The following is a 17,035-nucleotide window of genomic DNA, read 5'->3' on the forward strand; positions in this document are numbered from 1 at the left end:
CTGCTTTTTCGCCTTCTTTGCTTTCGCCATCTACGTTCTCCCTCTGTCTAGCGCCCCGTTAGCGTCCTGACGCTATTTGCCACCGACAATCCAACGTCCCCTGACAATTGCGCGGTCTGTGCCGGGCCGGTCAAACCTATGGTGTTGCCCGGCCCCATAGTTATTTGAAGGTCGTGCGTTCTGTCCCTTGTGGCGGATGCAAATGTGGTCCCTGCCGGATTTACTACTACCCGAGTGAACGTCCATGCTGGCGTTAGATTTCCAGAGTTGATGATCTCAAAGCTCACCTCGTAATAGAGCACATTCGTGCTGAGCGCCCCGGCAGGATTTGTAGGCAGGTTAATTTCACCATTGCCGACAGGTAGCAGCACGTCAAAAAGATAGTCGTGGAATTTTAAGCTGTTCTGAATGAGCGGCGACGACACAGGCCCTCTTGGTTGAACCCCCGTCGGACAGCGATAGTGCTTGAGATCTTTTATCAAGTAGTAGAAGTAAATTTTGTCGGTCCTTATCGCGTCAGCGCTAGCCGTCAATCCGCCACTCATCGAAAACAACGCTGTTGCGGGTGACGGGGGTGTCCACACCACCGCTGGACTGAGTGCCCCCTTTTCTTCCGTCTTGAGAGATAGCGTTAACTGCATCCCCCAGCTCTCTAGGGCCTTAGTCATCGGACGCATGTCCGGATATTGCTTCGCTTTTTCGTAGAGACTTGAAATCGCATTGCCGACTTCGCAGTGAATACTTTGAATAACAGCGCCAACCAACAACTGTTGATCGACCTGATTTCCGGGAAAGTCCTGCGTGTCGGGAACGTACGTTCCGCATCCCGATAATAACAAGATGCCAAAGTACGCAAAGCTTCGCTGCATCGCGGACATGAAACGCCCCCGCTGAAAAAAATTAGATGATATTCATGAAAATTGATCTACGCGACCAAATCACATCGTAACAACCAGTGGTTGGCAACACTTAAGATTGAGCAGATTGACAATCTCCCAGTCCTGTTGCCTGGATGCAACAGCGCGTCTCTTGCGCCTTAGGTGACTAACGCGTCGCCTTGGGATCAGCAGGAGCATGCAAATGTAGTTCAGGGCTAGACCCTTCAGGGGAGAGCTAGGCCCGTCTCCATCGGAAGCCGGCCTCGCACGGACAAATGATGAAGTCCGCTGGGAAATAGCGGAGGCGAAATGCGACCAACTTTGACGACCCAGACGAGTTCTGGAGCCCTCGGTATCTGATCGCGATGGTTTGATGCAACTTATGGCGGCGCCACACATATGGCGGATCAACTGTTCCGCTTTTTGCGCTTCTCAATTAGGAAAGCGTTCTCGAGCAAAAATTGCACAAAGCGGAGGCGACTCGGGATGGCCAGTTCGATCCACTCGCTAACCGCGCTAGCGAGGCTCCCGCCTGCTTGCAACGGAGCAAGCAGCCGGTCGACCGGTATTCCATCGACGAACACCACAGGCGGCTTATTAGAACGAACAAGCCCCGGAGCCATCACCACAAAATCGTTGGTAAGCGTTGGTACGAGATGTAGCTTGGCTGACGGTGATAAGATGAGATCACTGAGCGGAAACGAAAGCTCGTGTGAGTTGGCTGAAGGCTCGACTTTAGCAACCGGGCCACTCTCTTCAGAAAGGTAGAAACTGGCCGTGGCCGCGACGAAGTGAGCAGCCATTTCTCGGTGAGTGTTTTTGTAGAACGTTTCCGCGGTTAGGACGTCGCTGGGACGCCTAAGGATGGTGTTGATGACCCGGGCGGACTGGATAGCTGTAAGCACAGCAATATACAGGCCGCTTGACGAAAGCGGATCAGGAGCGATGAATGCATCGCCAACGCGAAGCCAACCTTGGCCTATCGCACGTCGAGCGACGCGAAACGTCGCATCGGCCGCGCCATTGAACGTGATTGGTCGCGACTTAGTATCTGGCGGAAGGGACCGTTCCAGTAGCGCGATTGGTGCCTCACTTAACCGCTTGGCACCAACAAAGGTGAGCGCGTGGTATGTGTCCTGCGGGAGCGATACGCCCCAATACCAGTGGGTGTCCGCCGTTCCCACTACCATCGTGCCAGCGGGCATCTCGCAGTTGCGCATGATTCCGTACAGCGCAATGCTTCGAGCGCCTTGCGCGATAGTAGAGCCGAACCAGCCATTCCGCCGTCCAGTCGCTATCACGAGAAATCTTGCGCACACCTTCACTTGGCCATCCGCTCCTATCGGAATTTGCCAAGTCCCGTCGGATTGTTGAGTCGGGGGGCCCGCGGCTCCGTTTACGTAATCAACACCGGCTGCGATCGCAGCTACCACCAGTGCTCGATCAAATCGGTCGCGACTAATAATCTTTCCGCCAAGGCTCAAAGACTTGCCAGATTCCTTACCGCTGCGCCACTTGACTCGCTTTTCGGTGATCTCAGTATGGACGGAGTGCGCGAGAACACCCGACAGGCCGAGCCGATCCAGCATGATGAGTAACTGCGGACTAACGGCTTCGGGCCAGTCTCTATGCCTTGAGGGGAGAGAGACCAATTTAGTACGATAACCAAAACGCATCAATTCGAGTGCAGCGATTGCTCCCGCAGGACCTCCTCCAATCACACAAATGTCGATCATCAGCCGTTAGGCGCGATTTTTCCGTCGAACCACCAACGGCAGTCGTGCTCAAGCCGAAGATAGGTCTCGAGGCAGTAGGTCAGCCAACTTCGAATGTAATCACAGGCCGGGCGCCCGCGATGAATAACCTCGTGATGGCACCCTCCACCACAGAGGTAGCGCGCCCAGCAGCTCTTGCAGGGCTCCTGGCGATCAACGTGGCGTTCAGCGAGCCAGCCAGTCTGACGCTCCTGGTCCAATCCGCTTCTCACATTGCCAAAAGCCGCTTCGGGCTCGTTCACAAAGCGATGACAGGCAGCTAACTCACCCTCTGCAGAAACTCCCAGGTAACTGGCGCCCGCTCCACATGGATAGGGCCGGTGCGTGCCGCGATGTAATTCGCGCAATGCCGTCGCAAGGTTTGCGAACGGGTGAAACCGGCCGGAAAGAAGATGATCTTCGAAATCTCTACCGCAAGCGATCATTTGATCCAGCATGAGAGCGAGATCATCTCCTGTCATTTCTCCACGTCCTGTAGGTGAGCTTAATACCGGGGAGAATCCGACGCTGCGGAAGCCCAATGTGGCGAGGGCGTGGAGCGTGTCCAAAAGAGAAAGGTTGTACGGCGTAACGGTGACGCGCGCTGACAAGCTTATGCGATCCTGCCGCTCGAAAAGCGGATGAAGGCGGGCCACAATCTTGTTGAAGCTTCCGCTTCCGTTCCGGAATGGCCGCAATCGATCGTGAAATTCACCGACGCCGTCCAGGCTAACCGTCACAGTGAATCCGTGCCGCGCTAGAAATTCGGCGTCGTCCTCCGTTAACAACGTACCGTTCGTCGTCAGCGAAAAGCTAATATTGATATTACGACTTTGGGCAATCTTTTCGGCCAGGTCAGTGACACGGCGCAAGCCCGTACGGTTCATCAGTGGCTCCCCGCCTAGAAACGCAAGTCGTACAGTGTCGCCCGGTGCCGCGCCGTCAAAGAGGCGTTGAGCGGCGGCGACTGCAACATCGTCCGGCATAATTTTGGGGCGAGCGCCGAAATCGCCACCTTCCGCATAGCAATACGTGCAACCTAAATTACACTTTTGAGCGATTGCGAGCGAAAAGGCGCGGACCGGAATTTGCAGTGGCGGCTCGTTTCCAACGACCGAGCGCGCAGATACGCCGATGGCGTTGAAGATGTCATCGATGAGCTCTTGCCGTCCGCTTGTCGCCGCAAAAGCGAGTAGTTCGGCGACCTTGTGATTGACACGATGGATGCGGGAGCCATCGACCACGAGCATTCCACGGTCGTCGCCGGCGCCGAATAGATGGAAACGGGGATCATCTGCGACGTTACACGCGTTGCTCGTTATGGGCGACACTGCTTTGCCCAGGTATGTCATGCGACCTCAGGCGGGATATCGTTGGTACGCTCTTTCTCGACGTGCTTGTCGGAGTCTTTTCGAATAATTCCCAGTTTATCTACATGTCGGACGATATCGGATCGCGTGCTGAGCGCTCCGCTTGCTGGGTTTGGGCCGAGTTCATCGGGGTTGCGTCGAAGCCAGTTGACGACCGGTCCGTTTGCATCATCGCGAAATGCAATGTCGGGCCGTGAATTTGGCCACCAATAACAAGTACAAGCGAGGAAGTCGAATTGCCAAGGGCTGCAAAGTCCTTCAGTCAACTCCCCTGGCAGGGTACCGGGACCTCCAATGCTGCTTCCCGGACGTACGCGGACCTCATCCTGGTCACCTAATGCAGCGCCTGTGTAGAACTTGTTGTTCGTCATGCCTTGTAGATTGACCTCAATCCCCGGCGAGAAAATCGCCGTACCTGACTCCAGCACACTTCGATCTATCGCACGCGCCTGCTGATTGATGGCGTTAGCGGGCGGCTGGTTCGGAAGCGCAAGCAGCTCGGTCAGATAGGTCAGCAGATTGTGGTCGCCGACATCATCCCAATCAGGAGCAAAATCTTGCGGCGCCACAACGATCCATGCATCAAGGGTAGGAATGACCACACGCGCATTCGTTGCTTGGTCGATTAGCTCAACACTTATGATGCCATCAGAGGTATTGTCAGCAAAGTCGGGGTTGTGAAATCCCCCCTGTTCCATCGAAGCGCCCGTCTGGCGGGCATAGACCTGCGCAAGTGGCGGGATAAAGGAGCCGTCCGGCAATATCGTGCCAAGGTCTATGTTCTGTCCCTCATCGAAATTTCCGCAGCGTCCTGTCAGGCGTCCACCACCGACATTTGACTGAGCGTTCGCGCTGATAACATAGCTATCATCCGACCGAAGTCTGGCGATCTTTCGATTTGCCACCCGCGCATGCCAAACGGCGTGGATACCGTTTGCTGCCAGCCAAGCGGGAGGCAATTCTTGGATCCCGTTATTATTGGCGTCATAGGCAAATATTCGAAACCGAACTGCTTGGCGCTTGATTAGATCATTGGATTTGTAATTTGCCTGTGGATTCGAACCGAATTCGTAGAATTCCGGGTTCGTAGAGAGCCGGGCAAATCCGACGGCAGGATGAACCTTCAATAAACTGGTACTATGCGGAAGGGCCATGAGTTGCTCCTCAATCGTCGAACGGCCTTCGGCGGCAAACGGCGGTAGACGGGTCGTTGCAGCAATCGGTGATCTGTTTGAGAGAGGCCGCGAAGTCCAATTTCCAATCGTTTTCCGTCATGCCGGTACTCTCGACATCTGGCGGCATCCAATGCGAGTGCGGCCAAGTTGATCCATACTGGCTAACATCTGAAGGAGTGGTCTGACCTCCAGCGATGTTGGAAAAATAACTGCACGACCTATGCTCCCCGATGTTATGGCAGGTGATGCACGCGTTTCCGAGCGGCTGCAGGCGCATTGGCTTGGGCCATCGCCAAGGTGCTGTTACGGCTTCCTGAAATGGCGCTCCTATAAACTTATAACGGCTTGTTTCGGGTGGGCTTGCCTTCAGGTTCGGCCCAGGTGGCACGACCGGAACACTTGAGCCATTATCAGCCTTCCGAACCTGATCGACGTACGGAGTATGAATGAAGGCGTCATCGTCGTGGCACTTATTGCACTGAATCGCAGCGGTTTGCTCCGGCCTAAGCCAAAAGTCACTTGCTTTGATCGCGCCGGCTGGTGTGGCTTCTGGCGCTTCTGATGGGGGCGGGACCCGAGTTGCATCGAGACCGTGATCTGCTTCATTGAGCATCTGAAAAAAGCAGGTTGCGCCCGTCGCTTTGTTGTGTCCTACAACGGCGACATCCTCGAACTTCGGATCATTGGGGTCAGTCCGGAGCGAATAGCGTCGACAAATGAATGCCCACTGGATCTGGGGATCAAGGGCGCCGCTCGCGTTTTTCCCAGGCAGTGTACCGACCCGAGCGTAAGGCATGCATTGACCGTCAGAGCCGCCCAACCCAAGCAAAGGGGGGTTATCACATTTCTGATGAGCGACGTGGTTGGTAATGGGTTGGCCGTTCCGCATCATTGGAATGATTTGCCCATCAGCGATGCAGTTAAATGGAGGGATCGGCCCAATTTCGCGCTCGCACTCGAGGCCGTGATCCTGAATTGTATATTGCGCGACCGCGGGCGCCCCCGTCGCGGCCACAGCGACAGCACATAGCGCCTGTACTGCGATCCGCCTTATCGTAAGTTCACTCAAATGCCTGTACATATATGATTTCGCGCCGGTGAACACATCTATACAGAGCTGAATAAACGTATCGCGCTTGCGAGACAGCGCCGGTGATTGCTCGCTCTTCCGACCGGAGGAAAATGCCTATGTTCGAAGGAGGCTAGAGTACGATTTGCGTGCAGCTTTCGTCGCGGCACATACGAATTCGGCCCAATGGGAGATTTGCCCGCTTCGCATCACAAAAAGGTATCTCCGGCGAAACAAATCGGCTGCGATATTCAATGTTAACACTTCCCATCGCTCTTTTTTGCGATCTTTCGTTTTTGTCGCTCGCAGTCGTTGTTGTACGTCTTACCGTTGCATCCACAAACTGGAAGAACCAATTGCGGGCAAAACTGACCAGTTTTGACGCATGTTCCCATCGCGTCCGCCACGCCGCACTGCCCGGGCGCTGGATCACACCACAGACCTCTATCACAGCGAACACCAGCAAAACCGCCGCAGGTCTGGCCCAGGCCCGCTGCCTTGGCTGCTGTCGCGTCACCCATTCCGATGAGCAGACACGCGGCAAAAACAACACCTCTTGCTGACATCAAACCCTCCCCAATTGTTCGTGCCTTCCTCGCCACAGGCGCTTCCGTCCGAAACGATCGCCACATCATTTGGACTTAGGAGACCACCACGGGAACGGCCATGGCAGCGGCCAGCCTTCCATCGCTACTGCGTGAGCAGGCATTTCGCTCTGCAGCATTGCCTCCACCGTGTTCTGCGAGCTGTGCACTCGGATCCCCTTCAGCCAGCCAGGTACGGCAAACGTTTTGACAACGCTGATCCTTGATATGACCTGAAGAACGATGCCCGTCGGAGGAGTGGCCACGAAATCAAGATCAAGAATTCCATCCGCTGGAGGAGTTATGTACATCCATGGCGCTAGATCGGGCTGTGTCCATCCGCTCGTTGTAACGCTTCCCGATGCCGAAACGGCAATTGCTGGAGGATGCTCCGGTATAACAATGAGATTTTCTATTTGGACTTGATCAACTGAATAAATACGGGACTGCATAATTCGCTCCCCTCTTCATACTTGAACAAATTTCTCCCATGCGATGCAAAGAACACAATTGCGTTCTTCGCCGCCCTCTTCAACAAAGACACAGAGTTTATGAACCGCGTCCTCATCTCTCTACGAGAACGCGCGCCTTCGATCAAAATAGACGAAATAAGATAATCGCCCTGTGGTTGTAGCACGACCAAACTCAAGAATCTAGTGCTTTTGTAAGCTTGGCTCAGGCGCAACCGAAATTTACTAGGGTACGCGCTTTCGTACGCTGCCAAGCTTGTAGTCCATCGCCATGTGCTCGGTGACGTTCCCGGTCTCCTCGACGCAATTGACACCACTTCGCCGAACGCGTGTAAAATCGATTTTGCCAGACCGGGAGACACTCTCCTGCTGCATTTGATCACCCACGTATGACACCTCTTCGTCGACTGGTGGGCAGCGTGCTCAGTTGCCAGAGGGGTGAGCCAATTGGCTGATCGGCGGGGGAGCGAAAGTAAACCTCGATATTGCAGCCGATGAAAAAGGCGACATCAATCCAGGCGCTTCCTTTCATCCGGACATTCGCCTTCGACTAGTTTTACGCTCGGAGTGGGTGGACACTTCTCCTCCAACGTGACCCGCGACGAAACACTGGAGTTTACTTACGCCTTCTCGGACCTTCTGCAGCAGCCAGAAACCACGTGCGCTCACGTCGCACCTGATACCCGAAGAAGAAGCCGTTCACCACGCGGCGATCTTCGGACAGGCGACCGCAAATGCGATCAGAAGTCTGCTGCGCCAAGGAGAGAGACTCATGGCACCCGTGATCCCGAAGCCGAGCACCTCGAACCCAAGCGGGCCACTCCGGAAGATGTTGACGCGCGAAAAGCGTACGATATGAAACCATCAGCGAACACGACAGGGCACGAGCGACCTGGAAAGCGCCCCTTGATTGTCTAGCGGACTGCTCGAAGTCGGAAACGACAGCAAGAGGTGTTGCATATCCTACTGCATCGATGGCAACGCCTTCGTGCATATAGCGAGTCCGACATATGCATGAAGCTAGCGTACAAGACAAAGTGCTAGCTCCCTCTCATCGGATCACCGAAGCTAACGCTTTTCCTCCCGGAAGAGTGACAGGACCTTCTTCAGTGCGCACTGGTTCGTCTCGGAGCCAGGCGGCGCTTCGCAATCGATATTCACATCCACCGTATCGATCTGTGATCGCAGGTCCGCCACCGCCCGGCTTGAAAGCAACCAACCCAACGGCACCGGTACGCCACGGTCATGCATCTGAATGCGGGAATAGGAATCCCGCATACTGGGGAACTTCTTCATCTGCCCCCCCGGCCTGGCGTAATGCCCGCTCCATGTATTGTTTGTCTGTCCCCGAATGATCGGTCATTTCGATGTTTGCGTGCACGCTCGCGACGCGAAGCACCTCATTGAAAAGCTGCTTTAAGCCGTAATCGGCGCGGGTGCTTCTGACGTTAAAAATCGCATCATAAACGCTCTCAAGGTCAGTGATGAGGCCCGACCGCGCACTCTCGACTGACATAATCTTGCAAGCGCCACCTGAAGGCTTCTTCGTATCCTCGCAGGTCGGGTAATTTCCGATGTGCAGTATGTGCGTGTAGAACTTCACGTCCTCACGTATGCCTCTCACCTGATTCAGTTCTCGATAAAGTTCCAGTAGAGTTGGCGCGCCAGAATTATCGAAGTAACCGCCGTCGACATAGCGGTTCTTCTTCCCGACAAATGCGGTGTCAGGCACCCACGTTTGCTGCCCATCCACCACGGCTTGCTTTACGGTGCGCGAGACGAAATAGCCAGGAGGAGAGATAAGAGGGAAACGCGCGCTCGTTCCCGCGGCAGCACTAATGGGAGGCCCAAGCAAATAGTCGACCGCATGCCAATCGTCAGCGCCTCCATATTGCTCTGTTCGAAAGTACAACGGGCTAAACGTAACTCGGAGTCCGTCCTCCACCCTCGTGGTATTCAAGAACAGGAATGGAATACTGGGAAATTGGACACTCGGTGCAAATCCGTAGAGCGGCTCGGATAGGACGTCTTTCTTAAACACGCGAAGGAACGAGCGTTCGAGACTGAACTCCAAGCCGAGTTGACGGTCAAAATTGGTGATGGAAAAGGGAAGCGCCTGCTGGAAAGCATCTCCGGTCAGCATGCGTATGAGAAGCGGAGATAGATGATCGTCGGAAAGCACCTCCGATACGGCATCTTCGTATCGATGTGACCTGGCGCTTTGAAGATCACAGCGCGCATCCGAGGGGTCGGGCGGGCGAGCCTTCATCGCGGCCGCAAAGATCGCGGCTCCTATCGCTCCGCCAGAGACGCCGCTGATGGCAAAGATATGGTTGGCGGAACGGGGGCAGCTGTCCACTATTCGCGCAAGGGTGACCGCGGTGAAATACGCAGCCCGGATCCCGCCCCCTTCAGCCGACACCAAGAGCACGGGATACGAAGGAAAATCTTTCCGGTCTGGCCTCGATCCCAGCCATTTCCCGAATGCCGGCTGAACGTCGTCGGTTCTGTTGCTCTCGTCGTTGCGACGAATGGGATGATTGTCATTCAAAGCGAATACATTTGTGATGATCGCCACGCACGCGACGGCTCCGACGAGGGGAATGCGCGTCTTCCGCGACAAGATGACCAGCGACGTAGCGATTTCAGTCCAAAGACAGCATGCTAAAAACAGGATGTTAATGGGCCCGAGCGTCTGCGAGACCTGGATCAGGCTGAATGGCAATAGGGCTGTAGCGTCTCGCTCTGAAAACGCAAATAGAAGAGCTACCAAGACGAATGTTGTGAACCAGCCGACTGTTCCGAAATTCGATTTCGATCCCCGGGAGCCAACTTTGTTGGGGCGCAGAAACCATCTGGTCAGAAGCTGGAAGCGGTCCTGCAGCAGGTAGACGATCAGCAAACCGGCGGCCATAACTCCAAATGGATTTGCGACGGATAGTTCGCCTCGAAGAGAAAAGAAACCAAAAGCAATAGCAGCCAGCGGGAGGTAGCCGCTGGACCGGCTCAGCCAGATCGCAAGCGACGGCGGAACACTTTGTCCCCCTATCGAGAGTAATCGTCTCGAGCAGCTTCGGAGGACCGCCCCAAGCAGGATCGTTGAGCCAAGGGTGATGATATATCTGATCCAGACAATCTCGACGGCGGCCCCGAACCTGACGTACCCAAGCAGTGCCTCGACCGTCTGGATTGATGCGAGGCCAGGGACGAGGAAACAGAGCGTCAAAAGGGCTATCACGATCGTGACCGGCCACATCTTTACTACCGCTGTCGCCAGAACGCGCAGCCAACTAAGCCGTGCAGTAAGACGTCGACGACAAAGTCGGATGCGAGCAAGAGCTCTCTGTCCCCACGAAGCCGCAACAGCAGCCGTCGAGATGGAAGTCACGAACTCCCCCTCCCCCAGATTGGCTCGACGTGTTTTCTCCGACTGCTTTGACCACATCCGGCCGTGAGGATTTCAAGCAATTAGGCAACCAACGAATGGTTCCGTTATGGCACAACCCGCTTAGTTAGGTATCTCTCGCGTGCATAGATTGGAAGCTGCTCGGAGCTTCTCAAAATTCTCGGCAGCGAGTGCGTCAGAGATGTTCTTTGAGAGTTCGATGATCGATCACTCAGACCCTGCAGGTCCACTCAGCACTATCGCCTTGAAGCGAGCGAGACTCCGAACTACAGGCCAGAACAAAAAGAACACCGCTCCCGTATCGTCTCTCGCAAGAACCACCACAGCGGCGCAACAACGCCATCTGAGTCTCTGTCAGCAAGAAAAAACGAGACTGCCCGCTCGATGATAAACAAGAGCAGTACAGCCTTTGTAGTGTCCGCCAAAACCATAAGCAGGAGACTAACTTTCGGGCTGTTTATCCAATGTCCAACAAATGGTTCAGCCGGTGAAGTGCTTGTTGGCTCCGACAGCTGCTTTTCGAGCCGCTTGATCTCAAGGTCCGTTCTTTTCATTGCTCTAAGAGCAACTGCGATGCTGAACAGAGCAGCTGTGGCGGTGCACGCGGCTCCCAGCCCCGTAAATACCGGCGCGTATGAACGAAAGAATGCCGCAATCGTTTCCTCCGCCGCCTCCTAACTGTCAGACCGAGACTTCCTTCCGCGCATTCGTTTTGTTGATCGCAATCCAGTGATTGAGTTCACGGCGCTCGCCAGTCCGCCAATCAGACCAACTGCCACAGTAATCACGTTGAAAATAGACCAAGCCCATAACGAAGAGATGCTAATCGTCATCATTACGGCCGCCAGTGCGACGCTCCCAGCTCCGAGAACGTTCCCAAAAACGTTCTCCCATCGCTCAATCACAATGTCATCTTCTTCTCGATCCGAACTCCCGAACAAGAACGCATTCCACAGGCCAGAGATCACCTCTATAGCGGAGAGATTGGTGACGACTGTCCTCTCCTCGCCGGGAATGTCGTCCAGATCGGCGATAATGTCTTCCAAGACGCGGATTGCGGGCCGCTCGATCATTTCTTGCCTCGCAAGTAATCCAGCGTTTTCTTCAGCTCTTTTGAGAGATCCGCGGGGCTTAGTTGCGCTGCCACTACGGGGACCACCTGGAGCACCAGGTTATCCCGGCGCAATTTGAGCACTTCTTTTATCGGCCAATACAGAAAACCCGTCAGGAGCACGCTCCCGCCGCCCACGTACGGATTTTTCTCGAAGTACGCCAATAAGAAGCTGGCCGTGCCTAGCAGGAAAATACCGACCGCCATTGAGATAACTATGGTCTCAGCTCTCTTGTTGGCATTGAGAGCCCCGTCAATACGCGCGTGGATTTCCGCGACGTTCATTCACCTCATCCTAGAAAACTGCTTCGGCGGCTTGGCCGCAAAATCATGACCAAAAAGCGCCTGGGTCCTCAGAGAGGCTGTCTGGGCGAAACAGCTATCGACCGCCAAGTACGAGAACTAAAGGACATGGTTGGCGTTCCGTCAATCCTCAACGTCAGGTAAACATGCAAATTCAATCTCGGTACGAGACCCACCAGCTAGCGGCCAAGCCCCGATTGTATCTCCGCCCCGCCTGCAGCACCCGAGTCCTCGGGTCCTGGTAGGGAGGAGGAGTTACATATCCGACGCTGTTCTTCTAAGAAAGGAACAAAGCTTATGAGGGTTCGCGAAGCAGAAGGCTTCACGACGACTGACGATCTTTTCGTGCTTCTATTGGCCGATAACTTGACTGTAGGATGCGAGCACTTACTTCCCTAGAGCCCGATCAAGAGGAAAGCTATTGCGAAAAGGGCAGCGGCAACCGCGATGGTCTCCCCGCTCATCTTATCAGATCGCATGTAAGGAGGCGTCGATGGACATGGAAAGCAAAGAGCGGAACTATCGCATTCGCTACTTGAACGTCCAGGACTTCAACGCGGGCGGCACGAATGACGTCCTGAACTTCGCGGGCACGTCACTGCATTCGTTCGCCGACGTCCCGGCCGCTTCGTTCTACTCGGCGGACATCAACACTACGATCATCACCGATGCCGCCGGCAACGCTGCCTGGCTGATCGGTATCGCACCGGGACAGCTCGATGCGAGCATGTTCCGATTTTCCTGAGCGGGATAGCCGCGCCGTGATGCGGGCAAGGATGGGGTGAAAGGAAGGATTGGGTGCGCTACGCGCGTCAGGGCGCTGGACGGGGCAGCGACCTCAGATCGTTGGTGATCGTGCGTGCGTCTGCGCTCATGTGACGGAATACGTCGACGCGCCACCGGATGGACGAATCGCAGGTGAAATTCAGTTCGTAAACTATTAGAAGAGCCAGCGCCGTCGCAATAGTCTGACGCAATAGCGAGCCACGTCCGCACCTGGGCGTGGCCCTTGCTGTGAGCGAGTCGAAGAAGAAGCGCTAATCATCCTCTTCCGAGCCGAACTGCTCGTACCAAGCCTTATCGGCTTCGTTACGCTTCAGACGATCGTATTCATCGGTAAGCTTCTTAATTTGAGTTGCCTTGCCATTCATGTTGAAGACAGCTTCCTTAGGAAGCTGCTCTGGATCGAAAAAATAGAAGCGATCTACCAGTTCGACCATCGCAATGCCGTGCCGCACGCATGCGTCTAGCATCTCCTCACGCTGTGGCATGCTGATGGAGGCCTGGGCCTCGATGAAGAGCGTCAAGCCGAAGGACGGCTCTGGCGAGCCGCCCGCGCAAGGCGGTGGGCGCAATGCCGAAGCGGACTTCCATGGCCAGAAACGTTCGAACGACACCCATGCTTCGACCACCGATCCCGATGCCAGGCTCTACCGCAAGGGTAAAGGCAAGGAGACGAAGCTGTGCTTCATCGGGCACGGGCTGATGGAGAACCGCCGCGGCCTGCTGGTCGACGCCTGCCTGACGGCGGCGGATGGGCATGCCGAACGGGTGGCCGCGCTGCACATGATCGAGCCTCGTGCCGACCGGCCGACGGCGATCACGCTTGGCGCCGACAAAGCCTACGACGCAGAAGACTTCGTCAATGAGCTGCGCTCGATGAACGTGACGCCGCATGTTGCACAGAACACCAGCGGCCGTAGCTCTGCGATTGACGGGCGAACGACCCGGCACGGCGGCTATGCCGTCAGCCAGCGCATCCGCAAGCGGATCGAGGAGGCATTCGGCTGGATCAAGACGGTCGTCGGGCAAGAGAAGACCAGCTTCCGTGGCCGTGATGGCGTCGCATGGGCCTTTACCTTCGCTGCCACCGCCTACAATCTGGTGTGACTGCCCAAGCTGATCACGGAGACCGGCTGATGGCCAAGGTGCCCGGCCTCGCGAAGGCCTTTGCAGGCCGCTGGCGCATCGTCGAGATGGACGTCTGGGATAGCGACGTCCTCGATCTTGTCGAAGAGGCGCATCTCACCTTCCAGGGCAAGTCCGATGGCGAAATCGCCTTTGGGGCTCTCAAGGGCTTCTTGGACGTGCGCTACGGCACCCGCGACGGATCGGCTTGCGCCGAGTTCTCATGGGAAGGGCACGACGAGAACGATCCGTCCTGCGGTCGCGGATGGGCTATGATCGGCACTGCAGACAGGCTCGTCGGCCGCTTCTACATCCACAATGGCGAAGGCTCAGCCTTCGTTTGCGAACGCGGCTGAGTTCTTCAACAGCCTGCTAGCGCGATCGGCTCGCGGCCGGGCACGGCGGCTTTTGCGCGGGACCGACGTGATACCGGTCAGCCGGTCGCAAATTACCTTTTTGGCCGATTTTGATGCCGATACCAGCGCAGATATTCAAGCATCGCAACCTCTTCCTCGGGGGTCAGATTGTGCTCCGCAAGCGCGCTGGTTCGACCGCGGCGAGAAAGGGGCTCACGTCTCGCTGGACTTACATATCCCGCCAGTTCGAGCAGATGTACGTTGTCGATCCTGTAAACCTCTGCCAGGGCGCCCAGCACGCGCGCAGATGGCTTTGCGATCACGCCGCGTTCGATCTGGGACAGGTAGGCGTTCGAAACCTCGTTTCCGGTGCTGGCTTCCACCTCGCGCAGTGTGAGCCCGCGGTCCGCGCGTATTGATGACAGGTAGCTGCCTAGATTCACCCCCGCCGTCTCAGCGTCGCCTTTGGCCATGATGCACCCAACATGGGTTCGATATCGCATTGCAGGATGACGCAGTGTGCTTAAAATGTCAAGCATGCTTAGTTTTGCTTGATTTATTAAGCAGACGTGATATTATTAGCAAACCTCAGCTTTGGGAGCCAGAAAATGACCGATCAGCAGCAGCACGCCGAAGTCCGTATCCACGTCGATCGCGAGGTCTTTCCGTCGCCGATGCGCACAACCGGGGCCGCGCTTTACGAGCTGGCCGGCATCCCGAAGCATCGTGATCTGTTTCGCGAAGTCGAGGGTGATCAGGAAGACGAGTTGATCCCGTGGGACGACAGCGTCGTGGAATTGAAGGAGGACGAGCACTTCTATTCGCAGAAGGCCATCGCGATTATCGTCAACGGCCAGAAGAAGGAAGTCGCTGAAACCAAGCTTTCGTTCGTCGAAGTCGTCAAATACGCCTTTCCGAACCTGCCGACCGGGGACAACGTCATGTTCACGGTTCGCTATCGCCACGGGCCGAAGCAGAACCCGAACGGGACGCTGCTGGAAGGCGAGGCGGTTCGTATCAAGAATGGGATGATCTTCGATGTCACGCAGACTGTTCGATCTTAACCCGGAGCTCAAGCGGCTCCGGGATGAAGGCTTCAACGTGCAGATCAGAAACGGTTTTCTGATCATGCGGGATGTTCCCTATGTGAACGCAAGGAGGGAAGTAAAACGCGGATTTCTGGCGACTTCGCTGCTTTTGTCCAATGACCGGATCCAGCCTCCGGACAGTCACACCATACACTTCGGCGGCGAGTTTCCGTGCGATCAGAGCGGCCGTCCGTTGGAGAGGATTCGCAACAGCGATGCCGTTGTTCCCATCGCAGACGGCCTTGCCGCAGACCGAACGTTCTCTGCCAAGCCGCAGCCGACGGGGCGCTACGAGAACTACTACGACAAGATAACCACCTACGCTGATATTCTCGGTGGTCCAGCCCGCGCGCTCGATCCCGATGCTACGGCCAGAACATTCCCGCTGGTCGCGGGGGAAGAGGCCGGCTCGGTGTTTCGCTATCTGGATACGGCCTCCAGCCGCGCCGAGATCGTGGCGATCTCCGACAAGCTGAAGATTAACAGGGTTGGCATCGTCGGGCTCGGTGGGACTGGCGGCTATGTGCTGGATCTGGTTGCCAAGACGCCGGTCGGAGAAATTCATCTCTTCGACGGGGACGTATTTTATCAGCACAACGCATTTCGTGCGCCGGGGGCGGCTTCAGGGCTTGATCTGGAGCGGAAGTTGAGGAAGGTTGATTATTTTCGAGAGCTCTACGATAGGATGCGGTCGGGGATCATTACTCACCCGACATATGTGACCGCCGCGAATGCTTCCATGCTGGAGGGGCTGGATTTCGTTTTTCTCTGCATGGAGGGCGGCGACAAGATCAGCATTGTCAAGAAACTTGAGGAACTGAAGACCCCTTTCATCGATGTTGGAATGGGTCTTTACGTCAGTGAAGACAAGCTTGGCGGGATCATCCGAACCACGACCAGTGTCGAGGGCAAACGTGATCATGTCTGGACTAAGCGGCGAATCCCATTTGCCACCAACGCCGACCGAAACGAATACGATCTGAATATACAGATCGCCGACCTGAACGCGCTCAATGCGGCTCTGGCGGTGATCCGCTGGAAGCGCCTGCTCGGGTTCTATCTCGATCAGGAGCACGAGTTCTTTAGCACCTATACCATTGGCGGCAATGACCTAGCGAATGAAGATCAATGAGAAGCAGCATTTCGATCTCCCACGAATTCGTGGACTTCATACCGGACGAGCTCGCCGACAGGGTGATCTATGTCTCGATACCCTATGCCACGGCGGCTCACCGGTGCTTCTGCGGCTGCGGCTCCAAGGTGGTGACGCCGATCAGCAGACAAGGCTGGTCGGTGACATTCGATGGAGAGACGGTCTCGCTGCATCCATCGATCGGCAATTATGGCCTTCAATGCCAGTCCCACTACTTCGTGCGCAACGATCGGGTGGTATGGGCTCGCGCCATGTCCCAGGAAGAGATCGACGCCGATCGGCTGAGCGATGACCTGTTGCCTTTGAAACGTCCCGGCGGGACGGATACCGCAGCGCGGCCGGCGAGCATCGCCGGGCGATTCCTGAACTGGTTGCGACGAGGCGAAATCTGATCAACGAAGCACTTTAAG

16 protein-coding genes and 1 pseudogene are annotated in these 17,035 nt (G+C 55.8%); 6 read left to right on the forward strand and 11 right to left on the reverse strand.

Annotation, left to right across the window (positions count from 1 at the left end; genetic code table 11):
- Positions 1–47: 47 nt before the first annotated feature.
- The 9 genes from AC628_RS27410 to AC628_RS27450 form a co-directional block, all read right to left on the reverse strand.
- Entirely contained in the window at positions 48–878 is an 831-nt protein-coding gene (locus AC628_RS27410) for a hypothetical protein (protein ID WP_074129911.1), read from the reverse strand.
- Positions 879–1,285: 407 nt separating this feature from the next.
- Positions 1,286–2,467, reverse strand: coding sequence for an NAD(P)/FAD-dependent oxidoreductase (locus AC628_RS43175; protein WP_168193463.1), 1,182 nt, complete (start codon positions 2,465–2,467; stop codon positions 1,286–1,288).
- 146 nt (positions 2,468–2,613) lie between these two features.
- Entirely contained in the window at positions 2,614–3,984 is a 1,371-nt protein-coding gene (locus AC628_RS27420) for a radical SAM/SPASM domain-containing protein (protein WP_083633163.1), read from the reverse strand.
- The gene (locus AC628_RS43180; RefSeq protein ID WP_143201828.1) at positions 3,981–5,156 is read right to left on the reverse strand and encodes a LodA/GoxA family CTQ-dependent oxidase; all 1,176 of its coding nucleotides are present in this window, start codon (positions 5,154–5,156) and stop codon (positions 3,981–3,983) included. Before AC628_RS43180 ends, AC628_RS27420 begins: the two co-directional genes overlap by 4 nt.
- Positions 5,157–6,503: 1,347 nt before the next feature.
- Positions 6,504–6,881, reverse strand: a complete 378-nt coding sequence (locus tag AC628_RS46015) for a Kazal-type serine protease inhibitor family protein (protein ID WP_349510133.1) — start codon at positions 6,879–6,881, stop codon at positions 6,504–6,506.
- Positions 6,878–7,282 carry a hypothetical protein gene (locus AC628_RS27435; RefSeq protein WP_074129915.1) on the reverse strand — a complete coding sequence of 135 codons (405 nt, stop codon included), beginning with the start codon at positions 7,280–7,282 and terminating at the stop codon, positions 6,878–6,880. Before AC628_RS27435 ends, AC628_RS46015 begins: the two co-directional genes overlap by 4 nt.
- A 1,261-nt stretch (positions 7,283–8,543) precedes the next feature.
- Positions 8,544–10,556, reverse strand: a complete 2,013-nt coding sequence (locus tag AC628_RS27440) for a hypothetical protein (RefSeq protein WP_074129916.1) — start codon at positions 10,554–10,556, stop codon at positions 8,544–8,546.
- An 824-nt stretch (positions 10,557–11,380) separates the two neighbouring features.
- Positions 11,381–11,779, reverse strand: coding sequence for a hypothetical protein (locus tag AC628_RS27445; RefSeq protein WP_074129917.1), 399 nt, complete (start codon positions 11,777–11,779; stop codon positions 11,381–11,383).
- Positions 11,776–12,102: a hypothetical protein gene (locus tag AC628_RS27450; protein WP_074129918.1), complete on the reverse strand. Its 327-nt coding sequence runs from the start codon at positions 12,100–12,102 to the stop codon at positions 11,776–11,778. Before AC628_RS27450 ends, AC628_RS27445 begins: the two co-directional genes overlap by 4 nt.
- Before the next feature lie 511 nt (positions 12,103–12,613).
- Here AC628_RS27450 and AC628_RS27455 point away from each other — a divergent pair.
- Positions 12,614–12,865, forward strand: coding sequence for a hypothetical protein (locus tag AC628_RS27455; protein ID WP_074129919.1), 252 nt, complete (start codon positions 12,614–12,616; stop codon positions 12,863–12,865).
- 292 nt (positions 12,866–13,157) lie between these two features.
- Here AC628_RS27455 and AC628_RS27460 read toward each other — a convergent pair whose 3' ends face one another.
- A complete protein-coding gene (locus tag AC628_RS27460; protein ID WP_168193462.1) occupies positions 13,158–13,427 on the reverse strand; it encodes a hypothetical protein in 270 nt (89 codons plus the stop codon).
- Here AC628_RS27460 and AC628_RS27465 point away from each other — a divergent pair.
- Both AC628_RS27465 and AC628_RS27470 read left to right on the forward strand, forming a co-directional pair.
- Positions 13,387–14,010 (forward strand): annotated as a pseudogene (locus AC628_RS27465) (transposase); the annotation flags it as partial. The gene AC628_RS27460 and the pseudogene AC628_RS27465 sit on opposite strands and share 41 nt — an antisense overlap.
- A gap of 29 nt (positions 14,011–14,039) precedes the next feature.
- The gene (locus AC628_RS27470; RefSeq protein WP_074129921.1) at positions 14,040–14,384 is read left to right on the forward strand and encodes a hypothetical protein; all 345 of its coding nucleotides are present in this window, start codon (positions 14,040–14,042) and stop codon (positions 14,382–14,384) included.
- A gap of 92 nt (positions 14,385–14,476) precedes the next feature.
- Here AC628_RS27470 and AC628_RS27475 read toward each other — a convergent pair whose 3' ends face one another.
- Complete coding sequence (locus tag AC628_RS27475) at positions 14,477–14,857, reverse strand: helix-turn-helix domain-containing protein (protein WP_074129922.1); 381 nt, start codon at positions 14,855–14,857, stop codon at positions 14,477–14,479.
- 135 nt (positions 14,858–14,992) lie between these two features.
- Between AC628_RS27475 and AC628_RS27480 the strand changes: the two genes are divergently transcribed.
- Genes AC628_RS27480 through AC628_RS27490 form a run of 3 tightly spaced genes read left to right on the forward strand, consistent with a single transcriptional unit; the run spans position 14,993 to position 17,017 of the window.
- The gene (locus tag AC628_RS27480) at positions 14,993–15,448 is read left to right on the forward strand and encodes a multiubiquitin domain-containing protein (protein WP_210190267.1); all 456 of its coding nucleotides are present in this window, start codon (positions 14,993–14,995) and stop codon (positions 15,446–15,448) included.
- On the forward strand, positions 15,423–16,604 hold the full coding sequence (locus AC628_RS27485; protein ID WP_074129923.1) for a ThiF family adenylyltransferase: 1,182 nt from the start codon (positions 15,423–15,425) through the stop codon (positions 16,602–16,604). The genes AC628_RS27480 and AC628_RS27485 overlap by 26 nt, the downstream gene beginning before the upstream one ends.
- Positions 16,601–17,017: a ubiquitination-like system serine protease family protein gene (locus AC628_RS27490; protein WP_074129924.1), complete on the forward strand. Its 417-nt coding sequence runs from the start codon at positions 16,601–16,603 to the stop codon at positions 17,015–17,017. The genes AC628_RS27485 and AC628_RS27490 overlap by 4 nt, the downstream gene beginning before the upstream one ends.
- Positions 17,018–17,035: the final 18 nt, after the last annotated feature.

Source organism: Bradyrhizobium sp. NAS96.2 (assembly GCF_001908235.1).
Classification (GTDB): Bacteria; Pseudomonadota; Alphaproteobacteria; order Rhizobiales; family Xanthobacteraceae; genus Bradyrhizobium.